The sequence below is a fragment of the Archangium sp. genome, from assembly GCF_045802675.1.
Lineage (GTDB): Bacteria > Myxococcota > Myxococcia > Myxococcales > Myxococcaceae > Archangium.
In genome coordinates, this window is the sequence record NZ_JBJMQO010000026.1 from 92,687 (window position 1) to 116,362 (window position 23,676).

The 23,676-nt window shown below is 66.9% G+C and carries 13 protein-coding genes and 1 pseudogene; 11 read left to right on the top strand and 3 right to left on the bottom strand.

Features of this window, described 5'->3' with window-relative positions:
• Positions 1–181: 181 nt before the first annotated feature.
• A complete protein-coding gene (locus ACJ8AN_RS07300; protein WP_407754520.1) occupies positions 182–2,236 on the bottom strand; it encodes an RCC1 domain-containing protein in 2,055 nt (684 codons plus the stop codon).
• Between the two features lie 274 nt (positions 2,237–2,510).
• Between ACJ8AN_RS07300 and ACJ8AN_RS07305 the strand changes: the two genes are divergently transcribed.
• Positions 2,511–3,509 carry a hypothetical protein gene (locus ACJ8AN_RS07305; protein ID WP_407754521.1) on the top strand — a complete coding sequence of 333 codons (999 nt, stop codon included), beginning with the start codon at positions 2,511–2,513 and terminating at the stop codon, positions 3,507–3,509.
• 99 nt (positions 3,510–3,608) lie between these two features.
• Here the strand turns inward: ACJ8AN_RS07305 and ACJ8AN_RS07310 are convergent, their stop codons facing one another.
• Together ACJ8AN_RS07310 and ACJ8AN_RS07315 are read right to left on the bottom strand one after the other, a co-directional pair.
• The gene (locus tag ACJ8AN_RS07310; RefSeq protein WP_407754522.1) at positions 3,609–5,096 is read right to left on the bottom strand and encodes an OmpA family protein; all 1,488 of its coding nucleotides are present in this window, start codon (positions 5,094–5,096) and stop codon (positions 3,609–3,611) included.
• 235 nt (positions 5,097–5,331) lie between these two features.
• The gene (locus ACJ8AN_RS07315; protein ID WP_407754523.1) at positions 5,332–7,071 is read right to left on the bottom strand and encodes an Ig-like domain-containing protein; all 1,740 of its coding nucleotides are present in this window, start codon (positions 7,069–7,071) and stop codon (positions 5,332–5,334) included.
• A 404-nt stretch (positions 7,072–7,475) separates the two neighbouring features.
• Here ACJ8AN_RS07315 and ACJ8AN_RS07320 point away from each other — a divergent pair.
• The 10 genes and pseudogenes from ACJ8AN_RS07320 to tssK form a co-directional block, all read left to right on the top strand.
• Positions 7,476–7,811: pseudogene (locus tag ACJ8AN_RS07320) on the top strand (hypothetical protein); the annotation flags it as partial.
• Between the two features lie 3 nt (positions 7,812–7,814).
• Complete coding sequence (locus ACJ8AN_RS07325) at positions 7,815–15,509, top strand: choice-of-anchor D domain-containing protein (protein ID WP_407754687.1); 7,695 nt, start codon at positions 7,815–7,817, stop codon at positions 15,507–15,509.
• A gap of 3 nt (positions 15,510–15,512) precedes the next feature.
• The gene (locus ACJ8AN_RS07330) at positions 15,513–17,183 is read left to right on the top strand and encodes a long-chain fatty acid--CoA ligase (protein ID WP_407754524.1); all 1,671 of its coding nucleotides are present in this window, start codon (positions 15,513–15,515) and stop codon (positions 17,181–17,183) included.
• Positions 17,184–17,231: 48 nt separating this feature from the next.
• Complete coding sequence (locus ACJ8AN_RS07335; protein WP_407754525.1) at positions 17,232–17,618, top strand: DUF4280 domain-containing protein; 387 nt, start codon at positions 17,232–17,234, stop codon at positions 17,616–17,618.
• Positions 17,611–18,630, top strand: coding sequence for a type VI secretion system protein IglI family protein (locus ACJ8AN_RS07340; protein ID WP_407754526.1), 1,020 nt, complete (start codon positions 17,611–17,613; stop codon positions 18,628–18,630). Before ACJ8AN_RS07335 ends, ACJ8AN_RS07340 begins: the two co-directional genes overlap by 8 nt.
• 6 nt (positions 18,631–18,636) lie before the next feature.
• Entirely contained in the window at positions 18,637–19,515 is an 879-nt protein-coding gene (locus ACJ8AN_RS07345; RefSeq protein WP_407754527.1) for a hypothetical protein, read from the top strand.
• A gap of 126 nt (positions 19,516–19,641) precedes the next feature.
• The gene (gene tssB / locus ACJ8AN_RS07350) at positions 19,642–20,232 is read left to right on the top strand and encodes a type VI secretion system contractile sheath small subunit (RefSeq protein ID WP_407754528.1); all 591 of its coding nucleotides are present in this window, start codon (positions 19,642–19,644) and stop codon (positions 20,230–20,232) included.
• A gap of 42 nt (positions 20,233–20,274) precedes the next feature.
• Positions 20,275–21,768 carry a type VI secretion system contractile sheath large subunit gene (gene tssC / locus ACJ8AN_RS07355; protein WP_407754529.1) on the top strand — a complete coding sequence of 498 codons (1,494 nt, stop codon included), beginning with the start codon at positions 20,275–20,277 and terminating at the stop codon, positions 21,766–21,768.
• 44 nt (positions 21,769–21,812) lie between these two features.
• Positions 21,813–22,394, top strand: a complete 582-nt coding sequence (locus ACJ8AN_RS07360) for a hypothetical protein (protein ID WP_407754530.1) — start codon at positions 21,813–21,815, stop codon at positions 22,392–22,394.
• A 27-nt stretch (positions 22,395–22,421) separates the two neighbouring features.
• Positions 22,422–23,675, top strand: a complete 1,254-nt coding sequence (tssK, locus tag ACJ8AN_RS07365; RefSeq protein ID WP_407754531.1) for a type VI secretion system baseplate subunit TssK — start codon at positions 22,422–22,424, stop codon at positions 23,673–23,675.
• Position 23,676: the final 1 nt, after the last annotated feature.

The following is a 23,676-nucleotide window of genomic DNA, read 5'->3' on the forward strand; positions in this document are numbered from 1 at the left end:
GATTGACGCCCCTCGGGGCGTCTCGTCGTCACGGCCCGGCACGTGGGTGGCAACTCGCCCCGTGTGCCGGGCTGTGTCGTTTCTGCGCGGCCTTTGGAAATGAAAAACCCCTGCCGTCGGATGAGGACGGCAGGGGTCGAAGACGAGCTCGGGCTTCTTCAGCCCGGCATTGCCTTGGAACTCAGCTGCCCGGCGTCACTTTGAAGACCACGGTGCCGCTGCAGCTACCGCTGGAGAAGCAGCCCGCGCGCAGCTCATAGCTCCCACTGGAGGTGGCGGTGTACTGGAGGTAGGAGGCCACGCCGCCGCAGCTGTCATCGTTGTAGACCACCTGGGTGGCGCTGGTGCCAAACAGGCGCAGGTAGGTGTCTCCCGAGGCCGTCGCCCCCGTCAGGTTGCAGGTACCCACCTCCAGCATGTCCCCAGCGTTCAGGGTGAAGGTACGGTTGAAGGTGTTCTGCTGGGCGCTGTTGGTGTTGGAGGCGCTGTAGGTGAGTGGCTCGATCTGGACTGTGGACCCACTTGCGGAGAGCACGCGCACGGGGGAAGAGCGCTGGGTCGTGGTGCCATCACCGAGCTGCCCATAGCCGTTATATCCCCAAGCCCAGGCCGAATTGTCCTGCTTGAGCGCCAGGGAGTGGGCAGCCCCAGTGGAGATGGTCGCCACACCCGAGAGCCCTGGCACCTGCACCGGGGTCATGCGCCGGGTAGTGGTGCCATCACCGAGCTGAGCCCAGCCATTGTAGCCCCAGGCCCAGGCGGTGCCGTCCTGCTTCAGGACCAGCGAAAATCCGACACCCGCATCGATGGCCGTTACACCCGACAATCCCAACACCTGTACGGGCGTGGTGCGCTGAATCGTGGTTCCATCGCCCAGCGACCCATCACCGTTGCTGCCCCAGGCCCACACGGTGCCATCCAGCTTCAGGGCCATCGAATGGGTATTACCGACAGAGACCGCGACGACTCCCGTCAGCCCGCTCACCTGCACCGGCGTGGTACGCATGCTGGTGGTGCCGTCACCCAGCTCGCCGAAGTAATTGTAGCCCCAAGCCCACACGCTCCCGTCGCTGCGCACCGCCAGCGAATCCGTGTCGCCTTCGGCAATGGCCACCACACCCGTCAGCCCCACCACCTGCACCGGCGTGTTGCGATCAATGGTGGTGCCATCCCCCAGCGCTCCAGTTCCGTTGTAGCCCCAGGCCCACACGGTGCCGTCCTGCTTCAGCGCCAGGGACTGAACCCCACCCGCTGCGATGGCCACCACGCCCGTCAGTCCCACCACCTGGACTGGCGTGTATCTATCCGTGAAAGACCCGTCTCCCAGCTGGCCGAAGTCGTTGCCACCCCAGGCCCAGACCGTGCCGTCCTTCTTCAGTACCAGGGAATGACGGTCGGCCGCGGCAATGGACTCGACATTGTCGAGCCCCATCACCCGCACCGGCGTGTTGCGCTGAAGCGTCGTCCCATCCCCCAGCTGCCCACGCTGATTCGTTCCCCAGCCCCAGACCGTCCCATCCTGGCGCAGCTCCAGGCTGAAGTACCACCCGCCCGCGATGCGCGTGGGCTTCGGGTGTGCGGCACCCAGGGCGAAGGCCAGATCGTCCCGCTCGTCATAGCTACTCCCCGAGCAGACGCTCGCGGTGCCCCCATAGCGGAAGACCGCGCGCACGGCTTGAGTGCTTCCTCCCGCCGGGAGCGTGTAGTTCGCCCGGAGCGTCTGCACACCGGCCCCGGTTGGCACCAGGGTGGTGATGAAGTTCCAGGTCGGGTTGCTCGCGTCCGCCGCGTAGTACAGGTCCAGCGCGTCCGACGTGAATGAGGACCAGGCCCACACCTCGACTTCGATGGTCACCTGCTTGCCGGGCGCCAGATCGGTGCCATCGGTGGTGTAGACCTTCACCCGGTCCAACGACTCGTCGGAGTGGTAGGTGCCACCGGCGCCGTCTGCGCAGGTGCCTCCCAGGGTGTTGGGCGCGTTGAGCTCGGGCCCCACCGGTCCACGGCCATTGACGAGGCTGCCCGAGTCACAGCCCGAGGCCACCCCAAGGCACCGGGGCACCTTCAATGTCGAATCGTAGTTGGCCGTTGCCATCAATGCGGCCGAGGTGGTGCCTGGTGCCAGTACGGCTTGCGCCTCCTCGTCACTCGGTCCCACCTCTGGCAGTCCACAGGCCATCGTCATCAGGGCGCATATCAATGCGGCCCGGACACTCCCACCCAGCATTCGCTTCATGAATTGTCCCCCCCAGTAGCAGTTGAGCTCCGCTGGGGATGCCTCCGCATTGGTGGCGGGTCCCAGCAAGAGTGGCGGCCTTGTACGCGACTGGGTTCGACCTGCCTTCCGCCAAGCCGCCAACCGGTTGTGCCTGAGCGCCAGGACAGCATTCTGGCTCCCACACCTGTGCCTGGAGTGAGAACGGCCACATGGGGAGTGCGGTGCGCTTGCCGAACCCCAGGCATGGGGCGGTGCATTGCAGTGCCAGAGTGCGCTCGATACTCTTGCCCGCATGGCAGAAGGTGACGTCAGCACAGCGGAAACGCCGGACAACGGGCAGGTGGATGCCGTCGAGAGTGAACTCGAGAGCGTCGGCTCTCAGGCGGCGTACGACGCGTTCCTCGGCGCCGCGAAGGCTCTCGACCCGGGCGTCATCGAGGAGTGCTGCGCCGACGTCGTGCTCGCCTACCACAACGTGTCGCGCGGCGTTGAGAACGTGCTGGGCAGTGGGGCGGTGGTCGTCGGCAAACTTCCCGACGTGAATGTCGTGGAGCTCTCGCTGCTGCCGCGACTCGCCCAGGGGTTGGTCTTCGCCGCACTGCAGGTGCACCGCGAGCTCCGGAGTGCTCCGTTCGGGACGCTGTTCGAGCGGGCCCAACTCGTGCGTCGCAAGCTGCGCAAGGCCGCTGACGCCCTCGCCGAGGCGGGCCTGCTCGCCGACACCGATATCGACGAGGTCCGGCTCCAGGCCCGGCAGGATGTGTTGGAGGACTGCCTGGCGCTCGCCGCGGTCTTCCGGAGGAACGAGGCGAGGATCACCGGGCGCTCGCCCGTGGTGGCCGCCGATATCCGCGAGGCGGAGCAGGTCGCCGACAAGCTGCGCACGATGCTCGGGCTGCAAGGGGACGCGGCCGACGGCGGGGCACCGTCCCTCGTCAAGGTCATCGAGATGCGCGACCGGTTCTGGACGCTGTTGTTCCAGCGCTACGACGTGCTGTGGCGGTGCGGTGCATGGCTCTACGGCCGTGGGGTCGACGAGCGCGTGCCGCCGCTCCCGATCCGGCAGTCGGTATTCCGGAAGTTCAGGAGTGTGCCGGTCGCTCGTGACGCGACGCGGACGGTGTCGGAGCAGCGGCGGATCGTAAGCCCGCCCCCCCTCATGCCCACGCGCGTGAGTACGCCCTCCAATGCCCCGCGCGACTCGACCCGGCATCTGAGTGACTTGCAGCGGGAGTTGGAGCGGAAGACCCGGTTCCTCGTCCGGCTCGGCGCCATTCCGCCCCCGCGCTGAGCTCGCTCCATTTCCCGGAGGGCAGGGGAGGCGTGCTCCGGTTCCACGTGGAGACACGCCTTCGTCCCGCGCGGGAGTGCGCGCGGGCAGGGGAGGGCGTTACGGAGGCGAGACCTGCGTGGTGGCCGGTGCCTGGGAGGAAGCGGGCGCCGGGGCGTCGGTGATGACGAGCACCTCGGCACGGCGGTTGAGCTGACGCTCCTGCTCGGTGGCGGGCTTGGGGCTCACCGGCCAGTCCGCGCCGAAGCCGCGGATCCGCACCCGCGTCGAGGGGATGCCCTGATCGATCAGGTAGCGCCGGATCGCCTGGGCGCGCCGCAGGGAGATGATCATGTTGGACGAGTCGGAGCCCTCGGTGTCCGCATGTCCTTCGACGATGATGGTGCCGCCCCGGGCCTGTTCCGACAGCCGCAGCACGGTCTGGTCCAGCAGGGGCACCACGCCCGGCAACTCGGAGCTGCCCCGGCCGAAGTGGATCTCTCCGCGCAGCACGAGCTTGTCCTGGGGGCCGGGCTGGTAGGGTTTCGGCGGCTCCTGGGGCGCGCCCTCCTGGGCCTGGGCTTCTCCCGGAGTCAGGGAGTTGAACTCCCAGGTACCGGCCGGACGGACCCGATCCTCTTTCTGGGAGGGCGGCGGGGCGGCCAGTGAGAGTTGCAGCTCGCGATCCGCGTGCTCGTCGATGAAGGAGAGCCTGGGAGGCGGCTCGCTGCGGAAGGAGACGCCGGTGAGCACGCGGAAGAGCGGCGTGCCGGGGGCTCCGCCCATGCCGGGGCCCGCGAGGACGAAGGCGTCCAGGCCCATCAGCAGCGGGAAGCGCACGCCGCCGAGCATCTCCATCGACACCTGGGGGGCGAGCGTGGTCCGCAGGCCCAGCTCTCCGCGCAGCCCCGTGCCCGTGGTGGCTAGCGCGGCCCCCAGCCGGATCTCCGAGCTCGCGCCCGGTTTGGCCGTGTCCGCGGCGGTGTCCAGCTGGATGGTGGGGCGGAAGAGCACGCCGGCCTCGAGCGAGGGCTGCAGCCAGCCCAGGGTGGTGCCCACCGTCATCCGCACGTGGAAGCGAGGCCCCGAGTCCCCCGCCAGCGCCAGCCCGGTACCCACCGGAAATCCCACGCCGAGGTCCGCGGACAGGTCCACGGGTTGCCGCTGGCGTCGTGACAGCAGTCCCAGGCGAGCCTGGAACACGGGGGTGCCGAGCCCCTGGGCCGACAGCGGGGCGAAGCCGATCTCGCTCGGATCATCTCCCTGCTGCCAGAGCACGAAGGGGACCTGGGCGGACAGCTCGAGCCACGGCAACACGCCATAGCTGGCGGCGAGCAGCGCGGTCGCCCTGTCCTGCACCACGTTCAGATCCTGGAGGCCGTCGTTGAGCACCAGGGGCGTGCGCTGGTAGTGGCCGAGCAGGCTCACGCTCAGGCCTCCGGGCACCATCAGCTCGCCGTTGCCGACGAGCAACGTGCCGCGCCCCACGTTCGTTTCCAACCGCTCCAGGTCGAAGCCCGGCAGCTGCTCGGTGGACTGTGCCGACGCCAGCGAGCTCCCCAGCAGCACCGCGGCCACCGCCCCCCTGGTGGATGAATGTAGACGCATGTGAATCTCGGTGGCTCCCTGGGTCGTGGCGAGAAGTGGCCCGTGGAGACGCCGGAGCGTCCTCCCCCCGGAGCCACCTGCCCGGCGGTCATCCTAGCGCTCTTCCTGGGGGAAGGGACAGGTGCCCCGGCTCAATCCTGGCCGTGAAGGGACCGGGCCCGGGGTCCACTCCGGGAGGACCCCTGCCACCAGGAGGGCGGCAGGGGTCGAGGAAGGCTTCTTCAGCCCGCCACCCTCAGTTGTCGCACTGCGCTCCGCCGGTGTTGTTGGCGAAGGTGTTGTTGTACGTGGCCAGGGTGAAGTCCGTCGTCACCTGGGTGTCATTGGGGCGGCTGCCGGTGCTCCGGGTAATGCCACAGCCAGCCGAGTTGCTGAGCGTGCTGTTGGTCACGAAAGCGCCAATCTCCCTGAACACGTTCACATTGCCCGTGCCGATTGTGCTCGCCGCCCCGGCGTGGGTGACGGTCACGTGATCGAGGCGGCTTTCACCGGCATGCCAGAAGTGCAGCCCGTGCCAGTATCCCGGGGTGGGCGTGGCCGCGTCGGGCACGAAGCGGATCGGCGCCTGCGCGGTTCCCATCGCGATCACGGCACCGGGGAACCCCTCATCGGCACCGACGTTGAGGCCAGTGTCCGCAGCGAAGCGGAGCTCCGTTCCCGGGAGCAGGGTCAGCTTGCCCCCCACGTCGATCAACACGTTGACCACGTAGGGAATGCCCAGGTTCGGCCACGTCTGCGGGTCGTACATGTTCGGGAGGGCTTCCACCGCGTCGCGCGCGTTGACGCTGACGGCCGTGTCCGCGGGGATCGTACCGATGAAGTTGGCATTCGCCGAGATGGCATAGCCGCCGTTCTCGCGCACGACCAGTCCGGTCGAGCCCGAACCGATATTTCCTCCATCACCCAGGTAGAGGCCTTGCTGGCTGCTCTTCCTCACGACGACGTGGTCGAGGCGGGTTCCGGGTCCGAGATCAACGAACTCTCCATACAGGTTCAGGTTGCCCGTCCCCTCCAAACCGCTGGCAACGGCGCCCGCGTATTCGATGGTGGCATGGGAGATGTGGCTGGGACTGGAGGCGTAATAAACGATGTGCACGCCCTGCCAGTGGCCGGGCTGGGGACTGGCGGAGTCGGCGGTGAGGAGGACAGGAGCGGCCGCGGTACCGTCCACGCTCAGCCCACCCGGATTCGTCTGGCCAACGCGCAGCGAGGCGCCGGACTTGAAGCGCACCATCGTGCCGGCGGAGAGGGTGAGCGTGGGGGCAGCACTGGCGTTGCCCACCTCGAGGGCTCCCTGCACCACGTGCGGGTTCTCGGTCTCACGCCAGGTCTCGTTGGCCGTGATGGGGGAGGAGTGGAGGGTGGGCTGCTCCGCGGTGACGGTGAGGGAGGCCTGCCCCTGTTGAGTGACACCGTCGGCGGTGGCACTGGCTCGGAGGGTGGCAGGTCCCGCGGTGAAGGTGGTGACCTTGCCCGTCGAGCCCACCGTCGCCACGGACTCGTTGCTGGACGTCCAGGTGTAGCTGGAGACGGTGAACGGCTTGCCATACTGGTCCGTGGCGCTGGCCGTGCACTGCGCGGGCCGGGTTGCCGGCACGGACGTCGGGTCACACGTCACCGTGACCGCGCTCAGCCGGGGCGGCTGCGGGGTGACGGTCAGGGTGGCCTGCCCCTGCTGGGTGACACCGTCGGCGGTGGCACTGGCGCTGATGGTCGTCGTACCGCTGGTCAGGCTGGTGGCCTTGCCCGCCGAGTCCACCGTCGCCACGGCCCCGTTGCTGGAGTTCCAGGTGTAGCCGGAGACGGCGAACGGCTTGCCGTCCTGATCTGTGGCGCTGGTCGTGCACTGCGAGGACTGACCGGCCACCACGGAGGCGGGATCACAGGTCACCGTGATCGCGCTCAGCTTGGGGTTGTCGCACCCTCCGAGCATCAACAGTGCGGAGAGCCAGAGGGATGCCTTGTTGAACCTCATGGATTGTATGCTCCTTGTCATCACCAGGGCCCGGTATCATAGGCGGGATCGAGCGAGGGGGCGGATCTGTCGTAGCGACCCTCGAGCCGTTGATGCCCGCATGCCTGGCTGCTCTGGTGCTCCACGTCGATGCCCGGCAACCGCTCGACGGAGCTTTCCTCCACGCTGGCGATGGGCTCACCCGCAGTGCCGCGGTCACCCTTCTTGGGGTGAAAGGTGTGGTTTTATGTGGGATGCCTTGGCCCCTGACGAAGTCGGTGCTCTGTGACCGACCAGGGGGAATGCAATGGGGTCTCTCCCTGGTGCCATCCACTGGGCTACACTCCTAGCGCTCGTTTTTTAAAGGTGGGGAGGGACAAGTGCTCCGAATCAACTTCCTGGCCGTCCTGTGTCTTGGCCTGCTGATGGCATGTGGGCCTGGTGAGCCTGGGGAGGGTGGGGCGCGCTCCGAGGAGTCGGTGGGGCAGGTTCGTGCGGCTTCACTTTCGACGACCACCCTGAGTTTCTCCAATCAAAAGAGAGGCGCTGCCAGTACGTCCAAATCGGTGACGGTGACCAACAACGCCGGCAGCGATCATCTCTGCGATCTCAGTATCATCGACGCCGATCCCTTCTGGCTCGTCTCGGGCGTCAGTCTGGTCAAGAGGTTGGACAATCAGAGGGTAAACTCCGGTGGTGGCACCAAGAGCTTCTCGGTGCAGTTTGTTCCTACCGCCGTTGGGGGCGCCACTGGCACTCTCTCCATGGCCAACTGCCCTTCGGGCGGTTCGGTCAACCTGACCGGCACGGGGACGTCATCCGCGTCGGTGGCCCCCACCTCGCTGACCTTTGATGACCAGAAGACGGGCACCAGTAGCCAGCCCCAGTCGGTGGTGGTGAGCAACAGTTCCACGGCCTTCAACATCACCGCCATCGCCGCCACGGGCGATTTCGAGGTCACCGACCCCGTCACCGCGAGTCTTCCGGTCACGGTCGCAGCGAATGGCACTACGACCATTTCCGTGAGGTACCGGCCCACTACCGCGGGATCGTCCTCGGGCACCCTCACCATCACGACCAACGAGGCGTCCACCCTCACCGTGCCGCTCTCTGGCAGCAAGGTTGCGCTCGCCACCCAGGTCAGCCCGACGACGGTCCCTTCCTTTGGCGAACAGCGCCTGAATGTCACCAGTGCGCCGTCTTCGACGACGGTGACGGTGCGCAACGCGGGCGGCACCGACCTCACAATCACCGGCTTCCCCATCACGGGGCCCTTCGCGCTCGTCTCCCCTCCGACTACGCCGCTCGTGCTGGCTGCGGGCGCCACCAGCCAGCCACTTCAGGTGACGTTCACGCCCACCACCGAGGGGGACGTGACGGGCGCTCTCAACATCACCACCGACGAGACGGACCCGACTGACTCGACCAAGAAGGTCTCCGTTCCCGTCAGTCTCTCCGGCAAGGGGGTGAAGCCCAATCTCGGCCTGGTACCCACCGGCCCGGTGGCGTTTGGCGAGCAGCGTGTGACCACCTCGGTCACGAAGACGGTGAAGGTGAGCAACACCGGCTCTGGCCCCATCGCCATCTCCAGCATCACCAAGACGGGTGCCGCGGCCTTCACGTTCACCTCGACCCTGACCGCGCCGTTCACCCTGGCAGCGGGTGCCGACGTGAACCTGTCGGTGACCTTCCTGCCCACCAGCGAAGGCGATGCCGTTGGCACCCTCAATCTGGTCACCGCGGACGCGGATTACGCGCCCAGCTTCGTCGTCGACCTCACCGGCAAGGGGGTGAGGCCCAACCTGGTGCTGGACTCCGATCCGCTCGCGTTTGGCGACGTGCGAGTGAACGCCAGCTCCACGAAGACGGTGAAGGTGACCAACATCGGTACCGGCCCCATCACCCTCACTGGCGTCACCAAGGGCGGCCACACGGCCTACTCGCTCCTCTCCCCGCCGAGCACTCCGTTCACCCTGGGCGTGGGCGATAGCCAGACCTTCTCGGTGAAGTACAGCCCCGTCTCCGTTTCAACCGGCACGGACACGGGCACCATTTCCCTCGCCACCGCGGACCCGGGCTACACGCCCAACTTCGTCATCAACATCACGGGCAAGGGGGTGAAGCCCGTCATCGGGGTAAACCCCAGCCCGCTCGCGTTTGGCGAGCTGCGTGTGACCACCGAGGACACCAAGACGGTGTCGGTGAACAACACCGGTAACGGCCCCATCACCATCACCGGCATCACCCAGAGCGGCAGCTCGGCCTTCACGCTCGTCTCTCCTCCGGCCACGCCTTTCACCATCGGGGCGAACTCGGCGCAGGGCTTGTCCGTGAAGTTCAGCCCCACCACCGAGACGGCGGAATCGGGCACCCTCACCCTCGCGACCTCGGACCCGGACTACTCAGCCGGTATCGTCATCAACCTCTCGGGCACGGGAATCAACCCCTCCCTGTTTCTGGACCCCAGCCCGCTCGCGTTCAGCGATGTGCGGGTGGGCACCAGCTCCACCAAGACGGTGACGTTGAAGAACAACGGCACCGGCACGATCTACATCACGAGTCTCGGCACCAGCGGCCACTCGGCCTACTCACTCGTCTCTCCGCCGGGCACGCCGTTCTCGCTGGCCGGGGGCGCCACCACGACGCTGTCGGTGAAGTACAATCCCACCGTTGAAACAGCGGCCGGGAGTACGGACACGGGCACCCTCACCGTCCTCGGTGGAAGCAACCTGGGGACGACCTGGACCTCGGCGACCGCCACCCTCACAGGCAAGGGGGTGAAGCCCAATCTGGTGTTGAGCCCCAGTCCACTCGGGTTTGGCAACGTGCGGGTGAGCACCTCCGCCACGTTGCCGGTGACGGTGAAGAACACGGGCACTGGCCCCATCACGCTCTCCGGCTTCTCCATCACGGGCAGCTTGTTCTCGCTCGTCTCTCCTCCGACCGGCTCGGTGCCGCTGGCGCCGGGGGCCGAGCAGGTGCTGACGGTGAAGTACAGCCCCACCGCCGAGTCGACGCTCGCGGACCAGGGCGTCCTCACCGTCACCAGCACGGACACGGACTTTCCCAGCCGCACCGTCAATGTCACCGGCAAGGGGGTGAAGCCCAACCTGGTGTTGGATCCCGGTCCACTCGCGTTTGGCGATGTGCGGATGGACACCGAGAGCACGCTGTCGCTGACGGTGCGCAATACGGGCTCGGGCTCCCTCAACATCACCGAGATCGCCCAGAGCTCCAACCCGGTCTTCACGCTCGTCACGGCTCCGACCCTGCCCCTGCCGCTGGCACCGGGCGCCAACACGGTGCTGTCCGTGAAGTTCAAGCCCGTCACCCTGCTGGCAGCGGAAACGGCCGTCCTCACCGTGGCCACGGATGACCCGGACTTCCCCAGCCGCACCTCCGCGCTCTCCGGCAGGGGCGTGAAGCCCAACCTGGTGCTGGACACCACTACGCTCGCGTTTGGCGAGGTGCGTGTGGGCACCAGCCCCACGAAGACGGTGACGCTGACCAACACCGGCTCCGGCCCCATCTCCATCACCGGCCTCTCCACCGGGACGGGTTCCCCCTTCTCGCTCGTCAGTCCGCCGGCCACGCCGTTCACGCTGGCGGCGGGGGGCGGCAACAAGGTGCTGACGGTGAAGTTCAGCCCCACTGCCGAGGCCTCGAGCACTGGCACCCTGACCATCACCAGTCCGGACGCGGACTTCACCACCAGCACCGTCGCTCTCTCCGGCCAGGGGGTGAAGCCCAACCTGGTGCTCAGCCCCAGCCCGGTCGCGTTTGGTGATGTGCGTGTGGGCGAGGAGCTCACGAAGCTGGTGCAGATGAGCAACAACGGCACCGGCCCCATCACCATCTCCGGCATCTCCGCGGGGTTGAGCAGCACCTTCACGCTCGTCAGTCCGCCGGCTACTCCCTTCACGATGGCGGCGGGCGACACCAAGGTGCTGACGGTGAAGTTCAGCCCCAGTGCCGACGCCTCGGCCACGGGCACCCTCACCGTCACCACCCAGGACACGGAGCAGGTGAGCGTCACCGACAGTCTTACCGGCAGGGGCGTCAGACCCGCCATCGTGATGAGCCCCAGTCCCCTCGCGTTTGGTGATGTGCGCGTGAGCACCGTGAGCACCAAGACGGTGACGGTGAGCAACAACGGCTCCGGGCCCATCCTCATCTCCGGCATCACCAAGACGGGAAGCTCGGCCTTCACGCTCGACACCGCACCGGCCACGCCGTTCACGCTGGCGGCGGGCGCCAATGAGGTGCTGACGGTGAAGTTCAGCCCCCTTATCGAGGCAACGGCCTCGGACACGGGCGTCATCACGCTCACCACCCAGGACCCTGGCCTGCCCAGCGTCACGCTCAACATTACCGGTAGGGGCGTGAAGCCCACCCTGGTGCTCAGCCCCAACCCGCTCGCGTTTGGCGATGTCCGTGTGAATACCTCCCTCACGAAGACGGTGACGGTGAGCAACACGGGCACGGGTCCCATCTCCATCTCCGGCCTCTCCACCGGGACGGGTTCTCCCTTCACGCTCGTCAGCCCGCCGAGCCTGCCGTTCAATGTGGCGGCGGGTACCAACACGACGCTGTCGGTGAAATTCACCCCCACCGCCGATGCCTCGGCCGCGGGAACCTTGACCGTCACCAGCTCGGACTCGGACTTCGGCTCCAGCACCGTCGATCTCTCCGGCCGAGGGGTGGTGCCCAACCTCGTGTTGGACCCCAGCCCACTGGCCTTTGGACCGCAGATCGTGGGCACGACCAGCACGGCCCGTACGGTGAAGGTGACCAACAGTGGCACCGGACCGGTGCGCATCAACGGCATCTCCATCACCGCGGGAACACCCTTCTCGATTGTCTCGAGTACGGCGGCGTTCGACCTGCCAGCGAGCGAGAGCGCGGACATCCAGGTGAAGTTCAGCCCCACCACCAAGGGGGACTTCACGGCCAACCTCATCCTCTCCACCGACGATGCGTCCCGGCCCTCCGTGACCGCCAGCCTCTTGGGCAAGGGGACGACCTCGCTGAGAGTCGATCCCGCCGAGCTGCTGATCGACTTTGGAGAGGTCGCCAAGGATCAAGAGGTCACGCGCACCGTCACGCTCACCAATGACAGCGCGGCTGCCATCACGGGCTTGTCCGTGTCGTCGGTGGCCGCTCCGTTCACGGCCGGTTCACCTGGCTCGGCGACGCTGTCCACCCTCGGTGCCGCCACTTCCTTCACGGTGAAATTCAAGCCCACAGCTGAGGGGCCGTTCTCCGCGCTCGTCACCGTGCAGAGCGACGCCTCCAACGGCCCTCACGTGTTGACGCTCAAGGGTACGGGCACCGTACCGATGGCCAAGATCTCCCTTCCGGTCGTGGACGCTCCCGCCATCGCCTCGTACGACTTCCAGGGTGTGCGGGTGAACGCCACCGCGCAGACGACGTTGCGGTTCACCAATACCGGCAAGGCCCCACTCACGTTGTCCGTGAAGCCCAGCATTTCGTCCACCGCTGATGCTGGCACCTCTGTCTTCTCCTACCTCGGGCCGGACACGATCAGGCTGGAGGGGGGCACCTACTTCGATTTCCAGGTGTCCTTCCAGCCGGCGGCTCGAATCACCTACACCGCTACCCTCACCATCTCGTCGAACGCCACGAACAGTCCGACGGTGTTGAGCCTGACGGGTTTTGGGGCTGACCCGGAGCTGACGCTCGATCGCACCTCGGTCTTCTTCGGAGACGTGCGCGTGGGCTCTCGGAGCGCTGGGGTTCCCGTCACCATCAACAACACGGGCAACGCCCCGGTGAGCCTGCAGAACCTGCCCGTCGCGGGCCCCTTCGAGGTCGTTCTTCCCAAGGAGACTGACGGTGGGACCGTCTCGTTGCCCAAGACGATTGCCGTACGCGGCTCCTTCACCTTCGACACGGTCTACAGACCGACGGCGGAGGCCACTCAGGACGGCACCGTCTCCATCATCACCGACATGACCCAGACGGCGGACGCGGGGACGTTGGCGGTGGCGCTCTCGGGCAATGGCACCACTTCGCGCCTGGCGACGTCCGTGAGCGCGCTCGATTTCGGCGGGCAGCGTGTGATGCGGACCAGTGGTGTCCTCCCGGTGGTCCTCTCCAACCCGGGCAGGGCCGATTTGTCGATCACGGATTTCATCTTCTCCAACCCCGCGTTCAGCGTCGCCCCCGCATCGCCGGTCGCGATGCCGCTGACGATTGGCGCGGGTCAGCAGGTGCCCATTTCCCTGGTCTTCACCCCGAGCACGTTGGGCTCGGCGACGGGTCAGTTCTTCATCATCAGCAATGCCGCCAATAGTGCCGACGCTGGCACGCTGGGCCTGGCGGGCAAGGGCATCGATGGCCAGCTCACCCTGACGCCCTCCGTCGTCTCCTTCGATGGGGATGGCGGAGTGGAGGTGGGGGCAGGGGCGCAGCAGACGGTGATGATCACCAACTCAGGCGAAGCCACGCTGACGATCACGGGCATGGATCCTCCCGATGGTGGGGCCTTCACCGTGTCCGGGCTGCCCACGGGTCAGACGGATGCGGGAGTGATTCTGCAGCCCACCAGGCAATGGCCGATCACCGTCACCTTCACTCCCGAGCAACGTGGCTACGTCTCCGCGTCCGCCATCATCCGGAGCGATTCCGTCATCAGCCCCGCCTACAACATGTTGCTGAGGGGCACGGGCGTGGCCGCGGCGGTGGAGTTGCTGCCCTCGGACATCTACTTCGGCAAATCCAACGTGGGGGTGTCCACCGGCCAGGACATCTCCATCAAGAACGTGGGCGAGCGGGACCTGTACGTCTCGAACATCTCCTTCGTGGATGTGGATGGGGGTGTCACGGACGGGGGCACGAGCGCTGCGTTGGACTTCAGCATCGGCGGCGGCGATGGAGGCACTGGGTTCTCCTCGATGGTGGTGGCTCCCGGGACGAGCCACCTCGTCCCGGTGAAGTTCACCCCGCAGGAGGTGGGCGTGCGCAGGGCCCAGGCCCTCGTGTTCACGAACGACAAGGTGGCGGTGGCGAACCTCACGGGAGAGGGCGTCTCGCCGAACCTGGCGCTGTTGCCGTCTGCGGAGCTGGACTTCAAGAGCGTGGTGGTGAACAAGCCTTCCGCGCCCCGGATCCTCACGCTCAAGAACACGGGCAACGGTACGCTCACCGTGTACTCACTGACGGTGGGTGGAGCGGACGCGACCGCCTTCATCCTGACGACGCCCACGCTTCCCCTCCCCCTCCAACCGGGGGCTTCCACGGACGTGTCGGTGCAGCTGAAGCCAGACGCGGAGCGGCAGTTCACGGGTCAGCTCGTGATCAGGTCGAACGACCCGGACGCACCCAGCGTGACGGTGCCCATGTATGGCACGGGAGTCCGTCAGCAGATCCTGCTTTCGAAGTCGGCGCTGGAGTTCGGGCAGCAGCTCCTCAACAACACCTCGCTCCCACGCAAGGTGCTCATCACCAACAGCAGCGACACCAACGTCACCCTCACGGCGCTGACGGTGGAGGGAACGGGGGCCTCGCAATTCACGCTGCCGTCGCTGGGGCTGCCGTACGTCCTGACTCCAGGCAGGGATTTGGAGGTGGGATTGACCTTCACCCCGTTGGACACGGTCGAGGTGAACTGCACGCTGAAGATCTCCTTCAGCGAGCTGCCGTTGAGCGTGGCGCTGCATGGCACGGGAGTGGGTTCCGTGCTCTCCATCACTCCGTCGTCACTGGAATTCGGCGGAGTCCGTGTTGGAGGCGTCAAGCGTGAGCAGTCACTGACCATCACCAACCGGAGTGGCGATCCCATCGTTCTGGCAGCGCCAAGGGTGACGGACACCACCGGCGAGCCCTTCACCTATGACGGTGACAGCCTGGCGGGACGCGAGCTCGCTCCGAGCATGTCCGTCATCGTCCCGGTGGGTTACCAGCCCATGGTGGAAACGTTCTCTCAGACCACTCTGTCCTTTGCCACCACCACGCCCGCGACGTCCAAGTCCGTGGAGGTCACGTTGAAGGGCAACGCGACGAAGCGCCTCCTCAGCGTCGATCAGGACAGCCTGGACTTCGGCTTCGTGCCCGTGAACAAGACGGTGGATCCCAAGGAGGTCATCATCACCAACAAGTCCGCCCAGCAGCAGCGGGTGGTGGTGATGCTGAAGACGACCGAGGGCTCGCCCTTCGCGCTGGGGACGAAGGCCCTGGCCGATGCCATCCCGGCGGGAGGGACCGCGACCTTCTCGGTGGCCTTTGATCCCGACAAGGCGGGTGAGGCCTCCAACGATGTGCAGGTGTACCTGCAGGGGGCGAACGATCCCGAGGTGGTGATCCCCGTGAAGGGCGTCGGCCGTGCGGTCACGGGAGGTGGCGGTGGTTGCTCCTGCGACAGCACCGAGGCGGCGGGCAGCGCGGGCCTGCTGATGCTGCTGGCGCTGGTGGGCTCGCGGCGGCAGAGGCGCCAGTAACGGATGGCCTTCGACGTCAGGAAGATCCTCGAACAGCTCGAGACGGGCACCCCCGCAGATCCAGGGGTGCCCGCCTGGCAGCAGGAGAGCTGGGAGGATCCCGAGGGGTTCTCCGCCGCGCTCGCCGTGGCCCACGTGGGCCGCGGCGCGCCCCTGAAGAGCCGCGCGGGCCAGCACTACGATTTCTTCCATGATCTCGTCGTGCGCCACGGCGCCACGGACCGCATCGCCCTGCGCAGCTACGACCGGAGGAGCGGTTGGCAGACGCTGGGCTACAAGCAACTGCATGAGCAGGCCGCGCGGCGGGCCACCGAGTGGGCGCGGCAGGGCGTCAAGCCCGGGGCCAAGGTGTGCCTGGTCTACTCGGTGGGCAGCGAGCTGCTCATCTCGCTCGTGGCCGCCCTCGGCCTGGGCGCCTGCATCAGCTTCCTGCCGCCCGTGGGCCGGCGCTTCATCGCGCGCCGTCTGGCCGCGCTGAAGCCGGAACACATCGCCGCCGAGCCGCATCAGGTGCTGCTGCTGCAGGGCCACGAGAAGAAGCTGCTCAACAGCCAGGGCCAGGCGTCTCCGGCCTTCACCTCGCACACCTACAAGCCGCAGGAGCCGGTGGGCCTGCTCTTCTCGCCCCTGGTGGAGCCGGCCGGCACGCCCGCGCCGCTGCTCGCGGAGGACGCCTGGCGCGGGGCGCTCGTGGACGGGCTGCTCACCTTCGGCCTGGGTTCCGGCGAGCACCTGGCCGCGCCCGGTTTCCACCTGTTGCAGCACCTGCCGGCCTTCCTCTTCGCCACGCTGCTGCGCGGGGCCACGTACCTGCACCTCGAGCCGCAGGACGTCGAGGCCAACCCCGCGCTGCTCACCGAGCACCCGGTGCGCGCGCTCGGCGTCACCCCGGCCCTGAGGGACGTGCTGCTGCGCGCCCGCACGCAGCTCAAGAACGTGGCCCACTGGTTCCGCAACCCCGAGGAGCCCATCGACTGGCAGTCCTGGCGCGCCTGGGTGAAGCAGTGCGGGCTGGCCACGGTGCCGTCCTCCAACGTGCTCGTGGATCCCTGCGCGGGAGGCGCGGTGCTCGTCTCGCCGCGGCGGGTGAGGGACGTGCACACCGAGACGCCTCCGGCTCCGGGGCGCCGCTGGGCGCTGCACGACGTCAACATGAGTGGCCAGTTGGCGCCGGGAGACCTGGGCGTCTTCACCCTGCTGCCGAACGAGGAGCGGCCGCCCGCCTACCTGGTGCTCACGCGCTCCTACGGCCTCTTCCACTACGGGGGGCCTCGCACGGCGAGGAGGGAAGGGCGCGTCTATCCGGCCGCCGAGGTCGCCGAGGCCATTCGGGAGTTGGCCTTCGTCCGGGGCGCCACCGTGGTGCCTGCTCCCACGGGTGGTGTGGCCGGCCACTACCGCTACGTGCTGCTCGTCTTCACTGGAGCCCAGGCTTCGCAGGCGAGCACCTGGCTGCAGGAGCTCCGCCGCTGCATCGAGCTCAACCTCGGGGCCGAGCACCTGCCCGATCGGACCGAGCTCCTCCCGCTCTACCCTCGCATGGTGGACGGGCAGGTGGACGAGGCCTGGTGCCACGCGCAGTACCTGACGGGCGCGCTGTACCGGAAGAGCTCGGATCCGCTCTTCCAGACGCTCACCGCGCTGCGGGGCCATCTGCTGGAAAAGGAAGGGTAGGGTGTGTGAGGATGGCGTGTCCCGCGAATGTTCGCGAGGGGGTGCGCCATGGGAGTCCAGGTCGTCACGGGGGCCATGCTTCAGTGCAGCTTTGGAGCGGCCCCGTCATCGCTGATGGTGTTGCCCACCAACAAGGTGTTGGCCACCACTCCGGCGGCCAACATCATGGACAACAAGCCCATGCTGAACGTCATGCCCTTCGGCATGTGCATGTCGATGGCCAACCCCATGGTGGCCGCGGCGACGGCGGCGGCCATGGGGGTGCTCACGCCCATGCCGTGCGTGCCCGCCACTGCGGCTCCCTGGGTGCCGGGTTGCCCCAAGGTGCTGATCGGCAACATGCCGGCCGTGGACAGCAACTGCAAATTGATGTGCAACTGGGGCGGCGTCATCCAGGTCGTCTCCCCCGGACAATTCACGGTGCAAGATGGGTGATCCCGCGAAGAACCTTCCGCCTCCTCCGCTCGAGCTCCACCTGCTGGACAAGCCTCTGGACGTCGAGGCGCCGGACCTGGAGAGCTCGGATGAGCGGCTGGAGAAGGTCAGCGATCTGGTGACCCGGAGCGCCTACCTCGATGCGGCGCGGGCCGCCGAGGCCCTGCTGCGCGAGGGCGTGTACGACGTGCGGCTCGTGGGCTCCTACCTGCTCGGGTTGTTCCTCGAGGGGGGCTTCGAGGCGATGCCGGTGGTGTTCCACTCGCTCTCGAACACGCTGCTGGGCAACTGGGAGTCCTTCGGGCCACGCGAGCGCAAGGACGTCTACGCCGACGGCAGTCTGCGCTGGCTGCTCAAGGTGCTCAACAAGCACATCGAGCACCACGAGCGGATGAAGGACGAGACGTGGCAGCGCTGGTGCGCTCCCAGCAACCGCGAACCGCTGGAGCGGGCGCTCGCGCTCAGCGAGGAGATCTTCTCCGCGTTCGGCCGGGCGATGCCGCGCAACGGCTGTGAGGCCGGGTTCCGTCGCCTCTCCCAGTGGATGGAGGGCCACCTGCAGGCCCTGCCCGCCGCGCCCTCGGAGGAGCCCGCGCCGGAGGAGCCCGTGGACGAGCCCGCGCAGGAGGATACCTCCGCCAGGGCGCGGTCGTCCGAGTCCAGGCGCTCCGCTCCCGCGTCGGCCGGGCCCTCGCTCCCGGTGTCGCCCGCGCTGGCGCAGTTGATGGACAAGCTGGCCGCGTTCAACACGCTCGTCGAGCGCCAGGACTTCCAGCGCGCCAGCGTGGTGGCGGCGGACGTGCTGAACGTGGTGGAGCACTTCGATCCGCGCGTGTACCTGCCCGCGATCTTCTCCCGGTTCTTCGCCGCGCTGAGCACGAACGCGGAGCAGGTGGAGCCGGTGCTGCAGAGCACCGAGACGCTGTCGTTCCGCGCGCTGGATCAGCTCTACCGGGTGGATCTGGAGACCTTCCTCGCGCAGAGCACGGGGCCGGGCGAAGTGGAGGAGTAGGGCTGTATGAATGGCCCCCTCGAGCAGCGCATCCGTGCGCGCATCCGCGGCTTCGACGTGCCCGCGCTGCTGGAGCTGCTGGCCGCCTCCGGCTACGGGGACGCGGAGATCGAATACCGCAGCCACCGCACCACGGTGCACCAGTCGCACCTGGTGCACGACATCCAGTTCATCCACCGGCCGCGCAAGCGCATCATCATCACGGTGAACATGGGACTGCTCAGCGCGCAATCGCCGCTGCCGTCCTTCCTGATGCGGACGATGGATCAGCTCGATCATGATCGGCTCGAGCGCTTCATCGGCTTCTTCGATCACCAGCTGCTGCAGGAGTGTTTCGCCGGGCTGTTCCCGGAGCGCAGTGGTGGGTTGCTGCCCGGCTGGCCGGAGGCGGCGAAGGACCGGTTGCGCCTGCTGCGCCCCACCAGCCCGAGCACCCTGCACTGGCTGTTCTACAAGGCCTTCCCCGAGACGGAGCTCTCGGTGCGCCGCGAGGTGCGCCGGCAGCGGGTGCCCGCGCGCGAGATGCGGCTGGGGGCCAGCGCGCTCGGCGAGGGGGACTCCATGGGTGGCTTCGCCTCCATCCCCACGGGTGGCATGGAGGTGAGGATCCACTGCGACGAGCCCTTCGCCAGCAGCGGCGTCTCCTGGGCCGTGGAGGCGCAGCGCCGCTTCCAGAGGGACCTGGTGCCACTGCTCTCCGAATCGGTGTTGATGCTCACCGTGATCCTGGTCCTGCGCGATCAGGAGGGCTTCCTGAAGCTCGAGCGCGACAGCCACCTGGGCTACGACCCTCTACACGGCGCTCCCATTCAGACCCAACAAGTCCTGCTCTTTTCGGGTGACACGTCGAGTCTTCGAGCGAGCGGCGCAGCGGATAAGGGGTGAGCTACCTTGACCGTGGTGATCGCTTCTCCTTAAAGTCTCGGCCAGAACACAGCGGGCTGGGTCCTGCGGTGGTGGGGGAGGGCGATGGTTTCCCAGGACGCGAACCGCCACGTGTAAGGAGAAGCCGTGCCCATCCAGGACAAGCTGCCCAAGTCTCGCATCACGCTGGTCTACCGCACCAACATCAACGGCCAGGAGGAGGACGTCAAGCTCCCCTTCCGCGTCGTGGTGCTCGGTGATTTCTCTCTCGGCAGTGCCACGGATCGTCAGGTGGATCTGGAAGAGCGCAAGTTGCGCTCCGTCACCGGCTCCAACCTCAACGACCTGATGGGCGACATGGGGATGTCCATCCAGTTCGAGGTGGACGACAAGGTCAGCGCGGATGGCGAAGGGAAGATGGCCGTCGAGCTGCCCATCGACCGGATGAAGTCCTTCCACCCGGATGAGATCGTCCACCACGTCCCCAAGCTCAAGGCGCTGCTGCTGATGCGCAAGCTGCTGCTGGAGATGCAGTCGGACATCGACAACCGCAAGGATCTGCGGCGCAAGCTGTACGAGCTGTTCTCCAACAAGGAGGAGCTCAAGAAGCTCCTGGAGAGCGAGCAGCTCAAGAGCTACGCGAGCATGCGCCTGCCGGTGGCCGCCAAGCCGCAGGATGGCAGCGCCCCCGTGCTCGCCGCCGAGAACGTCCCCGCCGTGGCCACCGCCAAGGCTTGATCCTTCCCCCCGTCCAATTTTCACGCCGAGGAGCCGTAGCTCATGGCCGAGACAGATTATCTGAGTGAGTTGTTCAAGGTTCGCGGGCTCGATATGCCCACCAGCGCCCAGCCGATGATTGGCACGGGTCTGGTCCCCATCAACACCGCCACCGAGACGAACGTCAGTGGCAACGAGCGCTTCATGTCGTCCCTGGCGGCGCTGCTCTACAACGTCGAGCCCATCAAGGACGACGTGGGGCAGGTCCGCTTCGACAAGGGCGAGGTGATGAAGGCCATCGCGCGAATCGATGAGCTCATCGAGTCGCAGATGAACGAGATCCTCCACAACGAGAAGTTCCAGAAGATGGAGGCCTCCTGGCGCGGTCTGGAGGACCTCGTCAACAACACCAACTTCCAGGCCGACATCACCATCGACATCCTGGACGTGGACAAGGAGGAGCTGGCCGAGGACTTCGAGAAGAACTCGAGCAGCATCTTCTCCAGCGCGCTCTTCGACAAGATGTACATCAAGGAGTACGACCAGTTCGGCGGCCGTCCCTACGGCGTGATGCTGGGTCTGTACGAGTTCTCCTCCTCGCGCGCGGACATCACCTGGCTGGAGCGCATGGGCAAGGTGGCCAACGCCGCGCACTGCCCGTTCATCTCCTCGGCCAGCTACAAGTTCTTCGACTGCGACAGCGTCGAGCAGCTCGAGTCGCTCAAGAACCTGGACGGCGTGCTGAGTCACCCGCGCTACAGCAAGTGGAACGAGCTCCGGGAGAAGGAAGAGGCGGCCTACATCGGCCTCACGCTGCCGCGCTACGTGGTGCGTCCGCCGTGGGATCCGGACCGCAACCCCTGCGACGTGCTCAACTTCAAGGAGGACGCCCAGGGTGACTCCAAGAAGTACCTCTGGGGCAACGCGGCCTTCCTGCTGGGCCGCAACCTGGTGAAGTCCTTCGAGCAGTCCGGCTGGTGCCAGTCCATCCGCGGCCCCAAGGGCGGCGGCCTCGTCACCGGCCTGCCGGTGGACACCTTCACCCTGCGCGGCCAGAAGATGATCCAGGCGCCGGTGGAGATCGCCATCCCGGACTACCGCGAGTACGAGTTCGCCCGCAACGGCTTCATCCCGCTCGTGTACCGCAAGGGTTCCAGCGAGGCGACCTTCTTCAGCACCCAGTCCGCCAAGCGGGCCAAGAAGTTCAAGGACCCGAAGGACTCGGAGAACTCGCAGCTGGTCACCAACCTGGCCTACACGTTCTCCATTACCCGGCTCGCGCACTACATCAAGAGCATCATGCGCGACAACATCGGCAGCACCGCCGATGCCGGTTACGTCCAGCGGCAGATCGACTCGTGGCTGACGGGTTACGTCACCACGGTGGTCAACCCGGACGACCTCACGCTGCGGCGCTTCCCCTTCAAGGCCACCAGCGTGCTGGTGGAGGCCAAGGCGGGGGAGATCGGCTGGTACGACTGCAAGGTCGCCGTCCTGCCGCACATCCAGTTCGAAGGCCTCAACGTGGAGCTGATGCTCGAGTCTCGCCTGGGATGACCGGGTGCCCGTAGTCCCCATTCACGAACAAGAAAGAGGGAGCAATGCCTCAATTCGCTCGTTCCCTGGACGTCTACCAGGGCTTCAACTTCAAGAAGGACAAGCAGGTACCGGTCGGCTACATCACCAAGCTCAAGGTCGGTGACGTGGAGCTGAAGGCCGATCAGGAGTCCATCAAGGATCCGGAGCAGCCGGACAAGGCCCTGAGCAACAAGGTGGTGGGCGTTCTCAACCACTACATGTGGGAGACGGGCATCACGGATGCCATGTACTTCTCCGCCCAGATCTCCACCGGCAACAAGCAGACGATCTCCGCCGCGCTGCTGGGCACCTGGTCCAACGTCGAGGTGCTGTTCACGTACACCATCTACGAGTACGACCCGGCCCAGAAGAAGTATTTCAAGTCCAACTACATCGACAAGGAGCTCAAGGGCATCCTGGAGAAGAACGGGGATGAGCTGAACCTGTCGGTGGCGGATGATCCCTCGCACGAGGTGCAGTCGCCCAAGAACTTCACCTTGCAGGTCGGCATCAAGCCGGCGACGACCGAGCAGACGGTGAACATTGCCACCGGTTCGGGCAAGAACCTGGTCAAGCAGTGGGGCGTCACCGAGACGGCCGCCTAGTCTCCCAACACGACAGGAATCAATGCCATGCAGCGCCACAAGCTCGCGCGGGTCCGCTGGCAGGTCGGCCAGACGCTCCTTCCCGAGCACTTCCGCGCTCAGGACGAATCACTCTCGGCCGAAGCGCGGCTGCATGCGCAGCTGTCCGGACTGCCCCAGGTCGGTATCGCCTCGCTCGCTTGGAGCGAGGCGCTGCTGGCCGAGGGCAGCCTCTCCATCTCGTATCTGACCGCCGTCATGCCGGGCGGCTTCCTGGTGGATGTGCCGGGAAACGCCGCCCTGCCGTCGTTCTCGCTGGAGGCCACCGGCCGCGCCGAGGTCACCGTCTTCCTGCACCTGCTGGAGGACACGCGCGGGACCGAGGGCGTGCCGCTCTACGCGGACGAGCCGCCCAACGTGCAGCGCGTGTTGCACCGGCTACAGCTCTCCAGCGAGCAGTCCGTGGACCGGGCCCTCTCCTCGTTGGAGCTGGCGCCCTTCTCCAAGGATCTCCAGGGCGCGTGGCGCCCGTCCGGCCGCAAGGTGCCCCCGCTGCTGCTGGTGGGCCGCAACCCCTTCCTCAACGAGCTGCTCGGCGAGCTGGATCTGCTGCTGGAGAAGGCCCACGGCCAGCTGCGCACGCTCCTGCTGGACAGCTATCAGCGCGGGGAGCGGCTCGCGGCCGCCCGCCGGACGCTGCTCGAGGTGCGCCGTCTGCAGGGCCTGCGCGACGACATGCGCGGCGGCATCTGCCCGCACCCGTACCACTTCTTCGACGCCCTGCGCCGGTTCTACTTCGAGGTCTGCTGCTACCTGGAGCTGGTGCCCGAGGCCGAGCTGCCCGTCTACCACCATGACAACCCCGGCGAGGGTCTCTGGGGGTGGATGAAGCTGCTCAACCGGGCCTTCCGCCCCGAGGACACGCGGCTCACCTACAAGCCCTTCGACTGTAAAGAAGGGCAGTTCGTCCTCACGCCGCTGCCCTCGCTGGAGGAGGGCATGCAGAGCGAGCTGTACCTGCTGGTGCGCAGCGAGGATCCCAGCCAGCCGCCCTCGCTGGAGGGCGTGAAGGTGGCCAGTCCCTCGCGCCTGCCCGTGGTGCGCCGGCTGGCGCTCCGGGGCATCCCGCTGCAGCACGTGCCTCACCCCGCCTTCCCCCACGCCTTCGGTCCGGAGATCTCCTGGTACAAGCTGTCGCTGGGGGAGGAGTGGCAGTACGCCGTGCGCGACAACGGCATGGCCTTCTACGTCACCCCGGCGCTGCAGGGCACCCAGGTGTTCCTCTTCTGGCGTAGGGCTTGAG